This is a genomic window from Paenibacillus arenilitoris (assembly GCF_014705655.1).
Classification (GTDB): Bacteria; Bacillota; Bacilli; order Paenibacillales; family Paenibacillaceae; genus Pristimantibacillus; species Pristimantibacillus arenilitoris.
On sequence record NZ_JACXIY010000014.1, the window covers coordinates 75,016 to 91,752 of the forward strand.

General features: G+C 53.9%; 17 protein-coding genes. 5 read left to right on the top strand and 12 right to left on the bottom strand.

Annotated elements, in window-relative coordinates:
• Positions 1–10: 10 nt before the first annotated feature.
• The 4 genes from IDH41_RS11695 to IDH41_RS11710 form a co-directional block, all read right to left on the bottom strand.
• Positions 11–901, bottom strand: coding sequence for a hypothetical protein (locus tag IDH41_RS11695; protein WP_223829661.1), 891 nt, complete (start codon positions 899–901; stop codon positions 11–13).
• A 203-nt stretch (positions 902–1,104) separates the two neighbouring features.
• A complete protein-coding gene (locus IDH41_RS11700; RefSeq protein WP_190861187.1) occupies positions 1,105–1,761 on the bottom strand; it encodes an HAD-IA family hydrolase in 657 nt (218 codons plus the stop codon).
• A 480-nt stretch (positions 1,762–2,241) separates the two neighbouring features.
• Positions 2,242–3,294 carry a M42 family metallopeptidase gene (locus tag IDH41_RS11705; RefSeq protein ID WP_190861189.1) on the bottom strand — a complete coding sequence of 351 codons (1,053 nt, stop codon included), beginning with the start codon at positions 3,292–3,294 and terminating at the stop codon, positions 2,242–2,244.
• Between the two features lie 105 nt (positions 3,295–3,399).
• Positions 3,400–3,822, bottom strand: a complete 423-nt coding sequence (locus tag IDH41_RS11710; protein ID WP_190861531.1) for a VOC family protein — start codon at positions 3,820–3,822, stop codon at positions 3,400–3,402.
• Positions 3,823–3,928: 106 nt separating this feature from the next.
• Between IDH41_RS11710 and IDH41_RS11715 the strand changes: the two genes are divergently transcribed.
• Both IDH41_RS11715 and IDH41_RS11720 read left to right on the top strand, forming a co-directional pair.
• Positions 3,929–4,888 carry a helix-turn-helix transcriptional regulator gene (locus IDH41_RS11715; protein WP_190861191.1) on the top strand — a complete coding sequence of 320 codons (960 nt, stop codon included), beginning with the start codon at positions 3,929–3,931 and terminating at the stop codon, positions 4,886–4,888.
• A gap of 61 nt (positions 4,889–4,949) precedes the next feature.
• Positions 4,950–5,129 (top strand): small acid-soluble spore protein H, encoded by a 180-nt coding sequence (locus IDH41_RS11720; RefSeq protein WP_190861193.1) that lies wholly within the window; start codon positions 4,950–4,952, stop codon positions 5,127–5,129.
• A 336-nt stretch (positions 5,130–5,465) separates the two neighbouring features.
• Here IDH41_RS11720 and IDH41_RS11725 read toward each other — a convergent pair whose 3' ends face one another.
• The 5 genes from IDH41_RS11725 to IDH41_RS11745 form a co-directional block, all read right to left on the bottom strand.
• Positions 5,466–5,915 (bottom strand): cell wall hydrolase, encoded by a 450-nt coding sequence (locus IDH41_RS11725; RefSeq protein WP_190861195.1) that lies wholly within the window; start codon positions 5,913–5,915, stop codon positions 5,466–5,468.
• A gap of 167 nt (positions 5,916–6,082) precedes the next feature.
• A complete protein-coding gene (locus IDH41_RS11730) occupies positions 6,083–6,763 on the bottom strand; it encodes a hypothetical protein (protein WP_190861197.1) in 681 nt (226 codons plus the stop codon).
• Positions 6,764–7,618: 855 nt separating this feature from the next.
• The gene (locus IDH41_RS11735; RefSeq protein ID WP_190861199.1) at positions 7,619–8,464 is read right to left on the bottom strand and encodes a copper amine oxidase N-terminal domain-containing protein; all 846 of its coding nucleotides are present in this window, start codon (positions 8,462–8,464) and stop codon (positions 7,619–7,621) included.
• Positions 8,465–8,962: 498 nt separating this feature from the next.
• A complete protein-coding gene (locus IDH41_RS11740; RefSeq protein ID WP_190861201.1) occupies positions 8,963–9,967 on the bottom strand; it encodes a LacI family DNA-binding transcriptional regulator in 1,005 nt (334 codons plus the stop codon).
• Between the two features lie 47 nt (positions 9,968–10,014).
• Entirely contained in the window at positions 10,015–10,854 is an 840-nt protein-coding gene (locus IDH41_RS11745; RefSeq protein WP_190861203.1) for a phytanoyl-CoA dioxygenase family protein, read from the bottom strand.
• Between the two features lie 312 nt (positions 10,855–11,166).
• On the opposite strand from IDH41_RS11745, the gene IDH41_RS11750 reads away from it, so the two are divergent.
• Together IDH41_RS11750 and IDH41_RS11755 are read left to right on the top strand one after the other, a co-directional pair.
• Positions 11,167–12,390, top strand: a complete 1,224-nt coding sequence (locus tag IDH41_RS11750; RefSeq protein WP_190861205.1) for a peptidase — start codon at positions 11,167–11,169, stop codon at positions 12,388–12,390.
• A 151-nt stretch (positions 12,391–12,541) separates the two neighbouring features.
• The gene (locus tag IDH41_RS11755) at positions 12,542–13,210 is read left to right on the top strand and encodes an SIMPL domain-containing protein (RefSeq protein WP_190861207.1); all 669 of its coding nucleotides are present in this window, start codon (positions 12,542–12,544) and stop codon (positions 13,208–13,210) included.
• A 446-nt stretch (positions 13,211–13,656) separates the two neighbouring features.
• On the opposite strand, the gene IDH41_RS11760 is transcribed toward IDH41_RS11755, so the two are convergent.
• The 3 genes from IDH41_RS11760 to IDH41_RS11770 form a co-directional block, all read right to left on the bottom strand.
• Positions 13,657–14,241 carry a hypothetical protein gene (locus IDH41_RS11760; RefSeq protein WP_190861209.1) on the bottom strand — a complete coding sequence of 195 codons (585 nt, stop codon included), beginning with the start codon at positions 14,239–14,241 and terminating at the stop codon, positions 13,657–13,659.
• The gene (locus tag IDH41_RS11765; RefSeq protein ID WP_190861210.1) at positions 14,238–14,993 is read right to left on the bottom strand and encodes a hypothetical protein; all 756 of its coding nucleotides are present in this window, start codon (positions 14,991–14,993) and stop codon (positions 14,238–14,240) included. The genes IDH41_RS11760 and IDH41_RS11765 overlap by 4 nt, the downstream gene beginning before the upstream one ends.
• Positions 14,994–15,212: 219 nt before the next feature.
• Entirely contained in the window at positions 15,213–15,965 is a 753-nt protein-coding gene (locus IDH41_RS11770; RefSeq protein ID WP_190861211.1) for a C40 family peptidase, read from the bottom strand.
• A 246-nt stretch (positions 15,966–16,211) separates the two neighbouring features.
• On the opposite strand from IDH41_RS11770, the gene IDH41_RS11775 reads away from it, so the two are divergent.
• Positions 16,212–16,694 (top strand): hypothetical protein, encoded by a 483-nt coding sequence (locus IDH41_RS11775; protein WP_190861212.1) that lies wholly within the window; start codon positions 16,212–16,214, stop codon positions 16,692–16,694.
• The last annotated feature ends 43 nt before the right edge of the window (positions 16,695–16,737 follow it).

Below are 16,737 nucleotides of genomic sequence, written 5' to 3' on the forward strand. Positions count from 1 at the left end.
CTTATTCAACTCAGGCGAGCCGCTGCTGAAGCAGCGAGGCCAGCCCTTCCGCCGTGTCCCAAGCGATCGGACGAATGGACGGAGACGGCAAGGCTGATAGGCCGGCCGCATTGCTCTCTACGGTCCAGATGACCGGAATATGCAGCCCAAGCGCCAGTCCCGCCGCAAAATACACCTCGGGCGAAGGAATCGTGACGTCGGCGATCACGAGCTTGCTGTCGGCTATCGCTTCGATCATATCCTGCTCGCGGCTCTGTAACGCAGCCGGATTGCACAGCTGAGGGAAATAGCCGCATTGCTCGATTCTCGGCAGCACGATTTCCGTCCAAACCGTGCCGTCCGCATAATCCGGAAGCAATACGCTGCAAGCTTTCAGCTTCCGTCCGCCCGCTCTCGCCGCGGCTTCGCTCCAGCCCTTGTCCGTAAGCTTGAACGTCACGCTTTCCCTTACGATCGACTGTTCCTCTCTCAGCTTCTCGATAATATAGACAAGCTCCTGCAGGTTCGGCGAATACGTCAGGTTAAAGCGGTGGGACAAGGGCTGTATCACGACCGGCTCCCCCGGCCCGTCGGAATGCCTGTACAAATATTGAAGCAGCCGGCTCCCTTTCTCTTCGATCGTCAGCGGAATCCGCGGCGAATTCGCGACCGTCTCCAAGTCGTCGATCGAGAGGGCGACCGTCTCGCCGCAGTCGGTCAGCTCCCGGATATAGCCCGACATTATCGGGAACAGCTGGTGTTTCTTATGATAAGGGAGGGCGCGAATATCCTCGTAGCTGTCTCTGAGCAGGCTGTAAACGCCGTCCGGCGAGCAATCGCAGCCGATATACCGGTCGTACTCGCCAATGGATTCGATCGGAACGATTTCATCGCAGAATAAACAACGCTTCTTGACCATCATCATTAATCACCCCTATATGTATCATTCGCATCAGCCGACTATTATAAGGGTGAAGGGAAAATATTACCTAAAACTTAGCGGCTGGCGCTCAAGTGTAAACGGCTGACGCTACGCACGAGCCGTTAGCTGCATCTTGCGCAGCTCGGTTCTGTGCCGTCCTAAGTGCAAAACATATAAAATTCTTATATTTTAAAAAAGGGGCGTTACGTTAACGCATGGAGCAGCGTCCGCAAATCCGTCTCTGCCAGCGAATTTAATTTCATATCCGCCTCGCCGAACGTCAAGCGTCCCGTCAAGTCGTTCGGAACGATCACGCATCTCATTCCCGCACGCTTGGCGGCCAGGGCGCCGTTAGGGGAATCCTCCAGCGCGAGCGACTCCGAAGGAGCCACGCCCAATGCGGCGGCCGCGGCCAGATAGAGCGCCGGATCGGGCTTGACCCGCTCCACGTCCTCCCGGACCCGGATGCAGTCGAAATAATCGGCGATGCCGAGCTTGTCCAAATAACCGGCGACCCAGGCTCTCGTAGAGCTCGAGGCCAGACCGACCTTCAAGCCTAGCTGCCTGGCGCTTCGCAAATAATCCAGAACGCCCGGCCGCAGCTCCTCCTTCGCGATAAGGGCGTCGTAAGCCGCTCTGCGAGCGGCTCGAATCTCTTCGCGGTTCAGCGCCCTACCCGTGAGCCGGTCCAAATGATCGTACGGGTTGAACGAGCTTGCGTCCGTCCCTACCCATTGCCCCCACGCGTCCAGCTCCAATTCAACGCCATGCGCGCGGTAGATGTCCCGGAACGAGACGTATTCGGGCGTCTCCGTATCGAGGATGAGACCGTCAAAATCGAAAATAACAGCTTTCAGCATCCATATCCTCCCCCTTTATGCACGGAATACATCGATTCCTATTCGACTTATGCTCGCCTTGGCCGAGGTGACTTCATTTGCCTGTACTTCATCCAATCAAAACCACCGAATTTCATCGTGACCAGGTTTAGAGTGGATTTCATCCAATCAAAGAGCGCTTTTTCGGGCTTAAAAAAGCCGATTCGCTCCATTTGATTGGATGAAATCCAGCCAAACTCCCTCCCGAGCTCGGGTTACCGCCTTTTGATTGGATAAAATCCAATCAAAGCACGGGTAATGCGGATAGTCACGGTTGATGCGGATGGTCACGGTGATGTGGATAGTCACTGGTGAGAAGACGGAATGCGGTCATCATCGCGCATTGGCGAAACAAAGAAGAGGCTGCCTCCATCTATAAGGCCACGTGCTGAGCGATCATGACAAAGGGCTGTCCTTGCGGCAGCAAACGCCGCGAATGAGGACAGCCCTTCGATGCTTGGCTTATGACTCCATGACATAGGCGAGCAGTAGCGCCGCCGTGTTCACGATCGCGTCCGCATGCGTGCGCTCCATCCCGTGCGAAGCGTGAACGCCCGGGCCGATCAGCGCCGCCCGGACATTGCTTCCGCCGCGCAGCGCGGCCGACGCATCCGAGCCGTAGTGCGGATAGATGTCGATCGCGTGCGGGATTCTCTCGCGCTTCGCCAGCTCGACGAACCGGGTCGTCATGTTGTAATCGTACGGCCCCGAGGAGTCCTTGGCGCAGATCGACACGTCCCGCTCCGTCGCGGACAGGTCGTCGCCGAGCGCGCCCATGTCGACGGCGATAAGCTCCGTAATGTCCGCCGGAATATGCGCGCTGCCGTGCCCGACTTCCTCGTACGTCGAGAAGATCAGCTTCAGCGTGCAAGCCGGAACTTTGCCTTCACGCTTCAGCCACTCCATGAGGCCGAACAAGGCGGCGACGCTCGCTTTGTCGTCCAGATGCCGCGACTTGATCCAGCCGCTTGGCAGCACGCGCGTCCGCGGCTCCCACGAGACGAAATCGCCTACCGCGATGCCAAGCTTCTGGGCGTCCTCCTTGCTCCTTACCGTCTCGTCGACGCGGATCTCCATATTGGCCTCTTCCCGCTTCCAATCCCGGGCGTCGGGGAAAACATGGACGGACGCTTTCGTCGACAGCACCGTTCCTTCGTACTTGCGGCCGTCCCTCGTATGGATCAGGCAGTATTCGCCCTCCACCGTATGCATCGCGTAGCCGCCGATCGGCGTGAAGCGAAGCATGCCGCTCGGCTTAATCGAGCGTACCATCGCGCCGAGCGTATCGACATGCGCGGAGATGCCGATCACTCTGCCGGCGTCCTGCCCCGGGATCGTGACGATGCCGTTCCCTTTCGGAGTCATTTCCATCCGATAGCCCAGCCTTCCGGCTTCGGCCTCGACATGCTTCATAATGTCCATGCAGTATCCGCTCGGGCTCGGAATGCCAAGCAAAGCTTCAAGCTGCCCGACGATATAATTCCGATCCAGCATCGGTTCAAGCGGCGATGTCATGATCGCGCTCTCCTTTCGTCAGCGAATTGAAAAATAGAATATGGTTAACTTTCAGTATATACCATTTTTCTTATCGCATCACGCAAAGGAGCCTTGCAAGCACCTCTATCCCCGTTTTGTGAAAATCAGGAACGTCACCCCGAACTTATCCGTCACCACGCCGTAGGCGGGGCTAAAATAAAGCTCCTGCAGCGGAAGGTTAACCTCGCCGCCCTGCTGCAGCGCTTCGTAATATCTTCTCGACTGCCCGATCTCAGAAGAGGTGATACAAATCGTCAACCGGTTCCCGCTATCGTTCGGCTCTCCGGGAACGCAATCGGCGACGAGCAGCTCCGCCTCGCCGACCTTCAGGACGGCATGCGCCACGCGCTTCTTGACGTCGTCCGTCATCGGACGTTCCGGATTTTCCGGCCCCTCCCCGAACGATTCGCGGAAGACGACGACGGCGTCCAGCGCTTGTTCGTAAAACGAAATCGCTTCGGCGGCGTTGCCATCCAGCATAATATAAGGCGTCAATTGTACAGTCATTTTGAACAGCTCCTTGTGTTTGGATAGTCGCATTGGACTTCTCCCCCATTGTAAGTCATAATAGTGACAACTAATGTCATAGTCATAAAAAAACGGAGGACAACCGATGTCCAAATCGAAACGGCTGCTGGAACTGATGATGACCGTGAACCGGAAGCGAAGGTTTACCGTGAAGGAGCTTGCCCGGGAGTTCGGCGTATCCGCCAGAACGATTTTGAGGGATTTGCAGGAGCTCGGCGAGCTTGGCGTGCCTCTCTATTCGGAGGTTGGCCCGCACGGCGGCTATCAAGTGCTGAACGAGCGCATATTGCCGCCCATCGCTTTTACCGAGGAAGAAGCGGTATCGATTTTTTTCGCTTCCCACGCGCTGCGCCACTACGCCAGCCTCCCCTTCGAGTCGGAAGCTTCGTCGGCCATGGACAAATTTTACCGTTATATGTCCGGCGACGTGCGGGATCGCATCGATCAGATGAAAAATCGGGTCGACTTCGTCACGCCCGCGCGCCATTCGGCCTCTCCTTATTTAACCGTCCTGCTAAATGCGGCCATCGGGCAAAAGGTCGTCCTGGCCGAGTATGAGTCGCGGGGAGGAAGCGGCACCCGGCACATGCAGCCGATCGGCATTTATGCCAGCAGCGGCTTATGGTATTGTCCCGCCTACTGCTTCGAGCGCGGGGCTATCCGCTTGTTCCGCTGCGACCGGATCCGCTCGGCCGCCTACGACGATTCCGGAGTCGAGCCGAAGGATCTTCGGGACGTTCATCTCGGCAACCTGAATTCGTTCTTCAAGGCAGATCGGAAGGAAGGGGCCCGCCTCCGCGCCGAGCTGAGCAAGGAAGGCGTGCAGCGCTGCGAAGCCGAGCTGTGGGCGGCGGCCATGCTCCATGTCCGGGAGGACGGCTCCGGCCGGCTGGAGGGGGGCCTCGCGGAGAGCGATCTTGCCTATTTTGCAAAATTTTTCATCGGGCTAGGCCATGAGGCGTCCGTGTCGGAGCCTCCCGAGCTGATTAGTACCATGAAACGGCTGCTTGCCGAGCTTGCGGCCAAGTACGGGCTACCCGAATAATAATGCGCCTTGGATGAAATAGTATAAACGCATGCCAAATCATGGAGGGAGGTCGAGCAGCATGAACAAACAACGGGCATCGGAGATAGCCGCTTCGCCGGTCATGGCTAACGTGACTTGCGACGGGGTTCCCGTCTATATCCAACACGTCGACGAGAGCAACGAAACCGCCAGAATCTACCCGTTGGGCCAGCCCGATCAGGAGCAAGACGTTCCGCTGGGCAGCCTGGTCGAGGAGTAAGCGTCAAAAGAAAATAAAGTATTAGACTGGACAAAAAACAAACAGCGGCGGACTAAGAATTGAAAAACGAAGTCTTAGACCGCTGCTGTTGTTATTGAATTATCGTGCCCGTTAGTTTAATCTTCTTCCGATAACACTTGAAATGATAAAAGCTCACCCTTGATTATTTAAAGTTTGGATTTGCAACTACTTTTAATTTATTTTTTCACAGTCAGGTGAGGACTCTTATCAAGAAGAGGCTGTGCTTCTTTTAAGGCAACTTTTCGTAGTCGATGGCATACCAAAGTTTTTTATTTGGCATTGATATCCTTATGGCATTCGCCCGTATAAAGTTTTTTATCGGTAAATTTCCGCGCATTCTGTGCTTGTAGGTTGGTAAAAACAATGATTTTTCCAAACACCCGCGAGCGGTTGACCGTACCACATTGCGGGGCAAGCTTGAGACGTTGGCCCCCACGGGTTAAAATACCACAGTGAGTATTTTGAAGGCCATTCTCGCCAGCCTTTTATGGTCTGTTCAGCTAGCCGCCGCTCGCGTTCCCGTGACTTCTGATAAAAATCAGGTTCTATAATGGCGTCGAACATGGCATCGCCATTCATATAATGGTAAATAACATCATTAATATTGTTGACGTTCTTGAAGTCCGAACACCTGACTACGGCCCGATTAATCACGACAGCGCCAACCGTTAACATACCCTTTTCGCCTTCCGCCTGTGCCTCGCCCCTCATAAGCCGCGCCAACAAATCAACGTCAGACGACCTATACTTAACCCTCGCACCCATGACAAAACCCCCTTTAACTGGTTAACACACTATATTCACATTTTGGCAAAATGACCGTTGGCGTGCGGGGCGGGCCACATGCATGCCAGGGTGTCAAAACTAAAAAAAGCAGCCGATCGTTTGGCCGGCTGCCGCTGTGTAATGGTTGAACTATCGTATCCGTTAGCTTAATGAGTTGTATGAAATTCTTTAGGGTCGATTTTCAACCTATCTGCGCCAAACTTTTGCGTCAGCTCAGCAATGTGTTCATCGGTTAGTTTGCCTCTGATGTCGATTACTTCTTCTCTGGAATTATATCCTACACTATATGCGGATTGTGTTTCATATTTACTAAGTATTTTAGCATGAAGGTATTCGTCAACTTCCTTCGCCATATCACGAAGTACTTTTGGATTATGTTTGGCTTTCTTAAATACAACTTTATCGCCAAGTTTTTCTTCTAGCTCCTTGCGAATTGCCATCATTTCTGTCGCGTCCTCTTTATCAACCAAAAAAACAATTTTCAGATTGTTTACATCATCATTATCGAAATAGGAAGTTGCTTGCTCTAATAATGCATCTCCATCAATATCAATGGTTGGCGTTCCTGTTTTATTAACTTTCATCGGGAATTGTTTTATCAATACTTCCTCTAAAACAGGGATAACCTCTCTCTGGAAATCAACGATCTTGTCCCACTCCGCTTTCGCTACACTATCGGCATCAGCTTGATCAGTTACTGTCGAAGCATCTTGATTTACTTTGACCTGGGGTAATGATAAATTAACTTCGTTTTCATTAGGTTTTACCCCGCAAGCGGTTAACATCAACATACATATGGATACCCACAACATTTTTTTAAAATTCATTTTACCACACCAATCTGCTGGATTAGCTTTCGTCATTTTATAGACGCAGGATATAGTTAAAATGTTTTTTTGTTACTATACTCCAAATTATGAGGGCTAAACGAGTTATCATTTATTTGACTCACATGAAAAGGGCGATGCGGGAGCATCGCCTTTAAAATACGGCAGAGAATGATGTGAGATGATCTTGGCATCTTGTCCACCATCCCCTCATTTATAGCGTATGTGGTAAACCTCAAAATTCTTGGACTTATAACTTATATCCGATACTTAGAAATACGGTTTACCCTTCTTCAACTTTCTGTCATCAGCGTAGCGAAGGGCTGCCAAATGTGGCAGCCCCTCTGAGGTTGAACCAACGTTCTTCGTTAGTTCCGATTAAAAGAAAGGTTGTTGACCATTTAATTCTGAAATTTAGTTGATGGTTTTAAGATATAGACGTTTTGTGTATGGAATAAGTTACTAATTGTTTCTACATTTTATTCCTCAATCCTGCCGTTAGACACCTATGCAGCGCAAGCGCCGCATCACAGTTTTTTTTCTGGAGGTTCATTACATAACTCCCGTTCAACTAATAAAACGGAGTCGCATTAAAGCAACTCCTCCACAATCGCATTCGTAAAAGTCTTTTGGTTTTTTTGGCATGGGTCCGTTTAAATCTGTTTTCAGCACATATCCCTCAGTGCCGTCCACACCAATTGCTTTTATTAAATCTGGTTCTTCTTCCGCGGAAGGGGCGTCAGGTGCAGAACCATATGTCACTATAGTTCTTCATTAGTGCAACGAGGATACCGATTCTTTCGTCAGTCTCTTTCTAAGTTATTTAGCTTTTTTCCGTACTGCAAGAAAACATCCTCATACAATTGTATTGCTGATAATAGTCCGAAACCCGTTCTCGGCGGCGGTATCCATTAACTGACCGATGGATTTCCTTGCGGTTTCACTAAACAAATACCATTCATCATTTGATACGTCATGAACTAAAATTTCAGGGTATCCTTTTAAAAGTTCAACTGGAAAAGGATTTAAAGAGTAAATATCGAAACGGGCTACGCTGTTGCCGTTTAGGTCAAGAAAGTCATATTGTGCGTTTTTATAATAAGATCCAGGCGTGTCTATATTAATCTTCCAGGAGTAGCTTGTGGGAGCTTCGACATTTTCGCCCTTGTTCTCGACGAAAATATTATAAATGGCTTCGGCATATGCATTCCCGTTTACTTGCTGAATGACGCCGCCCATCGTCATATGAAATTCGTGTTGCAATGCTTTTATTTGCGCGCCGTTGATGACGAGCGGCTTTGTGTCGACAGTCACCGCACGGTTGCTGTAATTGACATGGCAATCAAACGTCTCGGCGATAAAGCGAAGCGGAACAAATATTCGATTGTTTTTAATGTATGGCTTTACGTCAAGCTGGATCTTTTCACCGTTCTTCTCCGCAGTGCTGCTGTTCAACTTTACTGTCACTTTCATATCGCCTTTAGCGAGAATTGCTTCGGAGTTGGACCATTCGACGCTGGCTCCCAAATTTTCGCTAATCACGCGCAGAGGAACCATCGTCCGTTTGTTTTTGACTTCTGGTTTTGCGTCGGATGCGACGGCAACGCCGTCAACTTTGATTTGAATTTCTGCCGCATACGTTGTTGTTGAAGAAGTAAGAAGAAAAATAGAGATGAAAAAACCAAACAGCACCTTTTTCATCGTGTATCTCCTTTTTTTGTAAATTACATTACCCATATTAAGACGCAACCGGAAAGTATTTGTTGCACATGACTGCCCCGTTAGCGAAGGCCGGAGGCTGCCGATCGATGCAGCAGGAGCCTCATTGAGCTCTTGTTCTCCGTTAGTGCGGAGGTGTCATTCGGTTAAAACAATCCCCGGCGAATGAGATTAGCCGTCACAGGGACTTTGGGCAGCGCGGCGGAATAATGAGGCATCTTCACTAATTAGTGAGGTTAGCCTCACATTTCAAGCGTGCATTGGAGCAAATTTGTATTGTAGTGAGGCAAACCTCACTCCCCGTGAAGACAGCTTCATACGGAGTGAGGTTTGCCTCACTGTTTCAACCGAAAACTGCGACAAACGCAAAAATAGTGAGGCTTGCCTCAATATTTTATGAGGCTGCCTCACTATTGCCCTATCAGAAGGATGCCGGCTCCGTTGCGGGAAAACGCCGAACGGACAAGGAGATGACGCCGCTCATCCGTCCGCCCGGGTAGAACCTCTAACGATAAGCTGCCCCTGCAGCCGCACGGGCTCCCCGTCCGAACCGTTCATGCGGCCGAGCAGCATCGCCATCGCCGCTTCGCCCGCTTCCTGACGGGGATAATGGATCGCCGTCAGCGGCGGACTCAGCTGCGAGGACATCAGAATGTTCTCGCAGCCGGCGATCGCGACCCGCTTCGGCACCGCTACCCCCCGCGCGCGGCACGCGGCCAGGCTGCCGGCGGCCATCAAGTCGTTGGCGCAGACGAGCGCCGTGAACGGCAGCTCCCCCCCGCCGTCGATCAGCCGCAGCAGCTCCCGCTCCGCCGCCTCGAACCGGCCGCCTCCGCCCAGAATCGCGCTCGGCCCCGCTCCCGCTTCTTCCTCCGCCATCGCTTCGCGGAACGCTTCCAGCCGGTTCGCGTAAGCCGAATCCGCTCCGCCCGCCGTCATGAAGGCGATACGCTCATGGCCTTGTCCGCGCAGGTGAGCGACCAGGCTTCTCATCGCGGACGGCCAATCGATGTCGACGTAGGGGACGCCGGCCGTCGCTTCGCGCCCCGAGGCGGGCTGCATGGCCGACACGACGGGAACGTCCAGCGAACCGAAATAATCGAGCGTCTCCTCGCTGACCGGCTGTCCGAGCAGCAGAATGCCGTCGACCCGTCCCACGAGCAGGCTGCGCAGCTCTTCCTCACGCTCGGGCTCGTAGGTTTGCACGAAGACGAAGTAGCCGTGCCGCTTGGCCGTCTCCTCGATGTGAAGCAGAAGGCCGGCCTCGAACGGATTGCCGATGTAATGAATCAGCACGGCGATCTGGCGCGTCTTCTTCGTCTTCAGGCTGCGCGCCATCTGATTCGGGCGGTAGCCGAGCTCCTCGATCGCTTGCAGCACTTTGCGCCGCGTTTCTTCCTTGACAACCTGGCGGTTGTTCAGCACATAGGAGACGACGGCGACGGATACGCCTGCGCGGTCCGCCACTTCCTGCCGGGTTGCCATGCGTGCGGCCTCCTTCCTTGTCGATGCTTTTCGAAACTCGCTTGCCTTTAATAAACGCCGCTGCCGGCGTCTTTCCCGGCTTGGCTTGCGGTTTCTAGCTGCTTTAATGGTACCATAGATTCCTGCGGAACATAATGGTGGAACGGATTGTCGCTAATGGCGCCGAGCAGCTGCCTGCGGATCGGGCTCGCGCCTTCGAGAAGCCTCGGAGAAGCGTCCCGGTAGTCGATCGGCCGCATCCAAATCGGGCTGTAGCCGAGAAACAGCTGGCGGCGCGTATGGCTGGAGAAGTTCGGCGCCCCGGCATGCCACAGGTTTTGGGCAAAGACGAATACGTCGCCCGGTTCGCCGCACACCTGCATTTCGTCCGCCAGCTCCTCCCTCACGTTGTGGGAGCCGGGCTGATAGACGCGATTATGCGACTTCGGAATGATTTTCGTATTGCCGCGATTCGGCTCGGACATGTCGCTTAGAATGTAGCACGTTTTCACGTAATAGGTCGAGGTTAAGCCGCCGATCTTCGGAAATTGCGGATGCGGGCCGTCCTGATGCCAGTTGATGAAGCTGTTCGTCTCCGTCTTCGCGTCTTCGGGATTCGGCTTGCGCACGGTCAGGTGGGAAATATGAAGCTGAATGTTGTAGCCGAGCAGCCGGACCATGAGCGGAAGCATCGCCGGCTCGTCGATCAAGGATGCGAATTCGTCATGGCGCTCCACGCTGTTATAAATATTGTAGGATAGCGATTCCGGCTCCTCCGCCAAAATTTGATCGATCGCGGCGTTAAGGCGCGCGACCTTGTCGGCGGATAAAACCCCTTTCAGCAGCAAATACCCGTCCTCTTGAAACTGCTCCGCCAATTGCGGAATGTTCAGTTGAACTGTCGTCATGCGATGACCTCCTCGAAATTTTAAAATAAAACCCTGCCAATGGTGTCGATCTTTTATTTACACGAGTAAATTTACTCGTGTAAATTGTTGTTTCCTTTATTATAGGAGCCCGGTTCGTCGTTGTAAAGCCTAAAATTTGAAGCTGACCGAATCGCCCGCGTCGACGCGTTTTTCCTGTCTTTCAGCGCGGCCAGTCGGCGGGAATTCCGAAGCGATTGCAACATTTTCTAAATCCGGCGCGTCCAAGAGGACGTAACCATGCCGCTTTGGCAATATTTTGATGCAGCAAGGCATACTTAGGAGGAACTGCAGATGAAAAAAATGTACAAAGTGTTGACGACAGCCTCGATTCTGGCGATGGCGGCGCTGCCGATCGTCGCGAACGCGCAGGGCGTGCCGGTTCAAGGCGGGCAAGCCGTTATCCAAAACCAAGTAAAAATCGTTCCGGGCACGATGGGTCAGATCACCGATTTCGTAAAGGACGAGTCCGGCACGACCATTAAGGTAACCGGCAGAGGCCTTGAGGCGACGGATCAGAGCGAAATGATTTTGTCCGTTACCCCGGAATCGAAAATCATCGACACCAAGGGCAACCCCGTCGATTTGCAAACGATCGTCGACGAGAAGAAGACGATCAAAGCCTTCTACAGCCCCAACCTTACGAAAAGCATGCCGGCTCGCGGAACGCTGCTGACGCTCATCGTTCGCGACCAAGCCCTGAACGCGGTCGAAGGGGCCGTATCCGAAGTGACGGATAACGGAATCGTCGTGGAAGGCAAAGATATTTATACGTCGATCGAGGAAACGATCGTGCTGCATTTTGCCGACAAAGCCCAAATTTTGGATCAAAACGGCAAAGCTGTTCAAGCCGCCGACATTAAGCCGGGCATGAGCGTGCGCGCCTTCTACGGCCCTGCCGTGACGATGAGCCTTCCGCCACAAGCGACGACGAACTACGTCGTGGTGAATACCGGCGACGAGACGGCGCCGGAGGCCGCTCCGGGAACGAACGGCATCATTACGGACGCGGCCGACAATACGATCACCGTCATCGGCAATCCGCTTGAGCAGGGCGGCGTCAACTACGTCATTCTGACGGTGGACGAGAACACCGAAATCGTGGGCGAAGACGGCAGCTCGCTGACGCCGGACGCGTTGAAAGCCGACACCCGCGTCGAAGCCTACTATGGCGAGGTCATGACCATGATCTATCCGGCCCAGACGCATGCCGACAAAATCGTCGTCAAAAAAGAGGAAACGAACAAAATCGAAGGGACGATCATCGAATCCGACCGTACGACGGAGGACCAGGTCTATGTCGACGTGGACTCGGATCAGGCGGCGGGCAACGACGTCATTCTGACGATCTCGGACAAAACGCAGGTCATTCCGGCGCTTGGCGGAGATGAGGAGCTGCAACCGGGCATGAAGATCGTCGCTTACCACTCCTCGATCATGACCAAATCGCTGCCGGGCATTACCGAAGCCGAAATCGTCATCGTCGCCGCGGACGACACAGCGGAACCATCCGAATAATCGCGCATGGCAGCCAGTCGTTCTCACATGGGAGCGGCTGGTTTTTTTCAGGCGGCCGCGCGCGAATGTAAGGAAAAACGATAGCATGCCCGAGGCGCGTTTTCCATATATCAAATAATAAACAAACCTTTAACCGTGAAAGGAGTCCGCAATGCCAAATCATTCATTCCATGGGGCGCCTGCCGCCGACCGTTCGAAATGCGCTTTCTCCATCGAGGTCGTGGGAGACGGGACCGTCGACGCAGCCCCCGACCGTGCCGTCGTCGTGCTGGGCGCGATAACGGAAGGAACCTCGCTGCAGGAAGTGCAGAACGAGAACGCCGAGGCCGTCACCGCCATTATCGACGCCTTGCTTGCGCTCGGTATTCCAAGGGAAAACATCCAAACGAAAGATTTCCGGATCGAGACGCAATACGACTACGTGGACGGCAGGCAGGTTTTCCGAGGCTATCAGGTCACGCATATGCTGCAGGTGACGATCGAAGACGTGGACGATACCGGGCGCGTCATCGATACGGCCGTATCGAGCGGAGCCAATTCCGTTACGAGCATCCAGTTCACGACGGCCCAGCCGGAAGCGTATGTGAACCAGGCGCTGTCGCTGGCCGTGCGCGACGCGCATCAGAAGGCGCTGACGATCGCGGGCACGCTCGGCGTCGCCTTGGCCGCCGTTCCGAGCGGGGTGCAGCAAATTTCCCGCGTGCAGGAGCCGCCCGTACCGTTCCAATCCGCCATGCTGATGAAAAGCGCGGCCACTCCGATCGAGCCCGGGCAGCTGACCTACCGCGCCGCGGTTCGCGCTTGGTACATGTACGGCTGACGGCTGCGGTTTCCCGGGCAACACCCGGGCGGGCCATACCCGCTACGCTCGCTGCGTCGGCAGATCCTTCCCGCCAAGGCGTTTGAATGGACGGCTATAGTGGATTCCATCCAGGATCGCGCGAGACAACGAGCCGTAGCGCGGCGTTATCCTGGATTTCATCCATTCTCATGGCCGGTTAGCGGCTCAATTTAACCAACATCGGCCATTTTTACTGCAGAAAATCCAGTATAGCCATCCAAACGCGTGATTCTACACAAAATTACTGGATGAAATACAGGATAGCACGAACGCAGCAAGGATCATCCGTTTCTAGGCAAACCCCGAAAGGCCATAAACGCAGCAAGTGCCGCGTCGAGATACAGAGCTCCGGGATTCGCGCTGCGAGCGGGACAGTCTCCTCCGTCAGCCGCTATGCCAATTCCCGAGCGGCGGTCGGAGTCCCGTCAATTCGCGGGGCGCTCTTCCCCCTTCCGCTCCTTCGCCAACCGAAACGGCAGCCGCAGAAGAAGCAGCTCGGCGACAAGCATCAATGCCGCAAACGCGAACAATAACAGATGCATGCCGTCCTCGCTATTCCATAGAAACGGATAATACGCGAGCTGCAGGACGGTAACCGACAAATAGAAGTTTCTGCGATAAACGACGGAATCCAGCGTCTCGGCCCCTAGGCCGTTCTGCCGCGCGAAGGCGTACAAGCCGTTAAACAGCCAGTAGGCCATCAAGGCGTGCAAGGCAAGGCCAGCTTGCCCATAGAGATGCATATGGATCGGAACGGCTTTGAATTCCGCAATCGGAATATTGGACTTCAGCAAGAGCTGCGGCAGCGACAGCAGCAGCAGCGCAATTGCCGCCGCTTTCGCTTTTCGAAAGGCCGAATGCTCGGAAGAAAGCCGGTGCAGCGCCGATACGATCATCGCGTAACCAATGAAATCGGGCAGCAGATCGACAATGATGATATGGATATCGATCATTGGCAGAACCAAGCCCCAGCCCAGCCTTCTTAATGCTTGTTCCCGCAAGGTCGTCACTCCGTCTCGCCTCCCGAACGGACAAGCCGCTTCAATTGACTCTCGCTGAAGTACTGGTTGTAGTTGATCGGCAACGATTCGGTCACGCGCTCACCTTCCTCCGTTCGAAAGGTAAGCAGCATCTCCGATTCATAGACCCGCAGCGAAGCGGGCGAATCGTCCGGGATCGACCATTGATACGCGAACGACAGAGGATCGCCCGCCGATAGCTCCATCGGAAGCGCGGCCTCCTCGATCGGCCGGCCGGACAGCTCAAGCCTGAACCAGGGCGCCAGCTGATCGCGATAGCGGTAATCGACCGCCTCCAAGGTAGCCGGCTTCCTCATCGTAACGGTATTGCTCCCGGCGCCGTTCGAGGAAGACGAGCTGCTCACGGATTGCAGCAATCCCCCGTACTCGCTCCATTCGATGCCGATCTCGCCGATCGGTACCCGCTTCGGCTCGCCTTCGCTGTAATAGACGGTCGCTTCCCTGACGGTGAGCGGCTCTTTCTTCACGCCCATCGCCTGCGCCTCGTCCGGCCGCCATTCCGCATAAGCCTTCCTCACGACGTGGTATTGATAGGAATTGTCGTCTCCCAACGTGAACCGAAGCTGCGGAAACTCCTCGAATTGAATGCCCGTTACTTTCTTCCCCGTCCCCCTGTTCTCCAGAAACGTCAGATTGATCATCTCGCCCCGGTTGCCGTTCACCGTCATAAAATGCTGAAGAAACAGCGGTTCCTGCAGCTGCATGCTCCGATAATAGATCAAATTGCCTGCCCAGCTTCCCCCGACGAGCAGCAGGACGATTGCCCACAGCAGCGTACGCTTATGCTTGAATGCCAGCTAAACCCCTCCGTTCCAACTCCTCTAGTCTTCTGTAGAAACTTTCCTTACTTACAGACTTCGATACGCCGCCGCCCATCTCCTCCGCACGGCAAAAAGACCGCCGAAGCGGCCTTTCCCTAAATTCTATGCGGCTAAACGATATTACAGCACTCTCCGCGCGCTCACGTAGTGCGTGCTCCACCAGCCGGAGCTTAAGCTGTTGATCGCGATGCCGTCCTTGGAAGGCGTGTTGTGAATGAACTGTCCGCCGCCCATGTAGATGCCGACGTGATTGATCGCCCGATTGTTGCTTCCGATCGTATCGAAGAAGACGAGGTCGCCCTTTTTCAGATTGCTTTTGCTGACAGCGGAGCCTTGGCTCTTCTGATAACGCGTGCCCCACTTCAAGTCGACGCCGACTTTGGCGAAAATAAATTCCGTAAACGACGAGCAATCGAAGATCAGCCTGCTCGTGTTCCGGGTGCCGAAATCGTAGCTGACGCGTCCCTGGTAGCTCTTCGCCAGGCTGATGACTTGGTTGGCCTTCGAGCTCGAGCTGGTGCTTGAACCGCTGGAGCTGGACCCGCTTCCGCTCGATTTGCCGGAATAGTTCGTGTACTTGCTGCTTGCCGATATGTAACCGGTTCTACCGCTCTTCGTCTTGACCTTGAGCCAGTAGCTGTTCACCTTCGAGATAACGTGAACCGATTCGCCCGTGGACAGGAAATCGATTTTGCTTCCGCTCATGCTCGGTTTGGATCTCATGTTAACGCCGTATATGACCTTCGTTTCATAAGACGTCGCGGCCGATACCGTAGCCGCCGTCGAGGCTTGTCCAATGTCGATGGCGGTAACGCCCGCCGTAGCGCAAACGCCTAAAATCGTAACCTTCGCGATGAGTGTCTTAAGCTGCATGTTCATATGACCTCCAGTTCGTTTGATGCCTCCAATATACCAGCTTTGAGCTTACCTAAATTATTCCTCTGAGAGAAAAATATGAGCATTGGCGGCGTTTTCCACTCTATTATTAGAAAATGATGAGAATCTTTTAATTTAATGGAATGATAGGCGGGAGCTGAACATTTTGTAAAAAGTTGACGAATCGCCGTCTAGGACAAATGGCCCGCTGCATATACTGCCTGCAAGGGAGGGTGTCCGTCTATGCGATTTACCGTTCAGTATATACCGCTAAACAAGATCAAACCCGATTTGTCGTCCGGCATGACCGCGCGAATCCGCAAGCTTCGCCGTATGATGTGGGACTGCATGAATCTGCTCGTCGTGCGCAAAAACCGCAAGGACGGAAGCTATATGATTCTGGTCGGGAACGACCGTTACGATTTTCTCCGCAAGCATACCAAAAACGCCGTCGCGCCGTGCCTGGTCGATGAGAGCAAAGCGAAATCTCAAGTCAAATCATGGCTGTACCGGTTCCGCGGCAACCGGGCCATGCGCCGGTTCCCCGATCTCAAGACTCACCGTTTGTCTCCGGCGGCCCTGTCCATTTTCCTCGCTTTTTTGAAGGAAGAGCCGCGGTTCAAGGAGCTTTCCCGCAGGGAGCAAATGCAGGTGCTCATGATGGCCGTCCGCTACAAGAAGATCGTCGTCGCTTCCATGAAGTCGAAGGTGGATCAGCTGAAATAAATAACCGGGCAGCAAAAAAGTCCATTGCCTCGCAAGCAGGCAA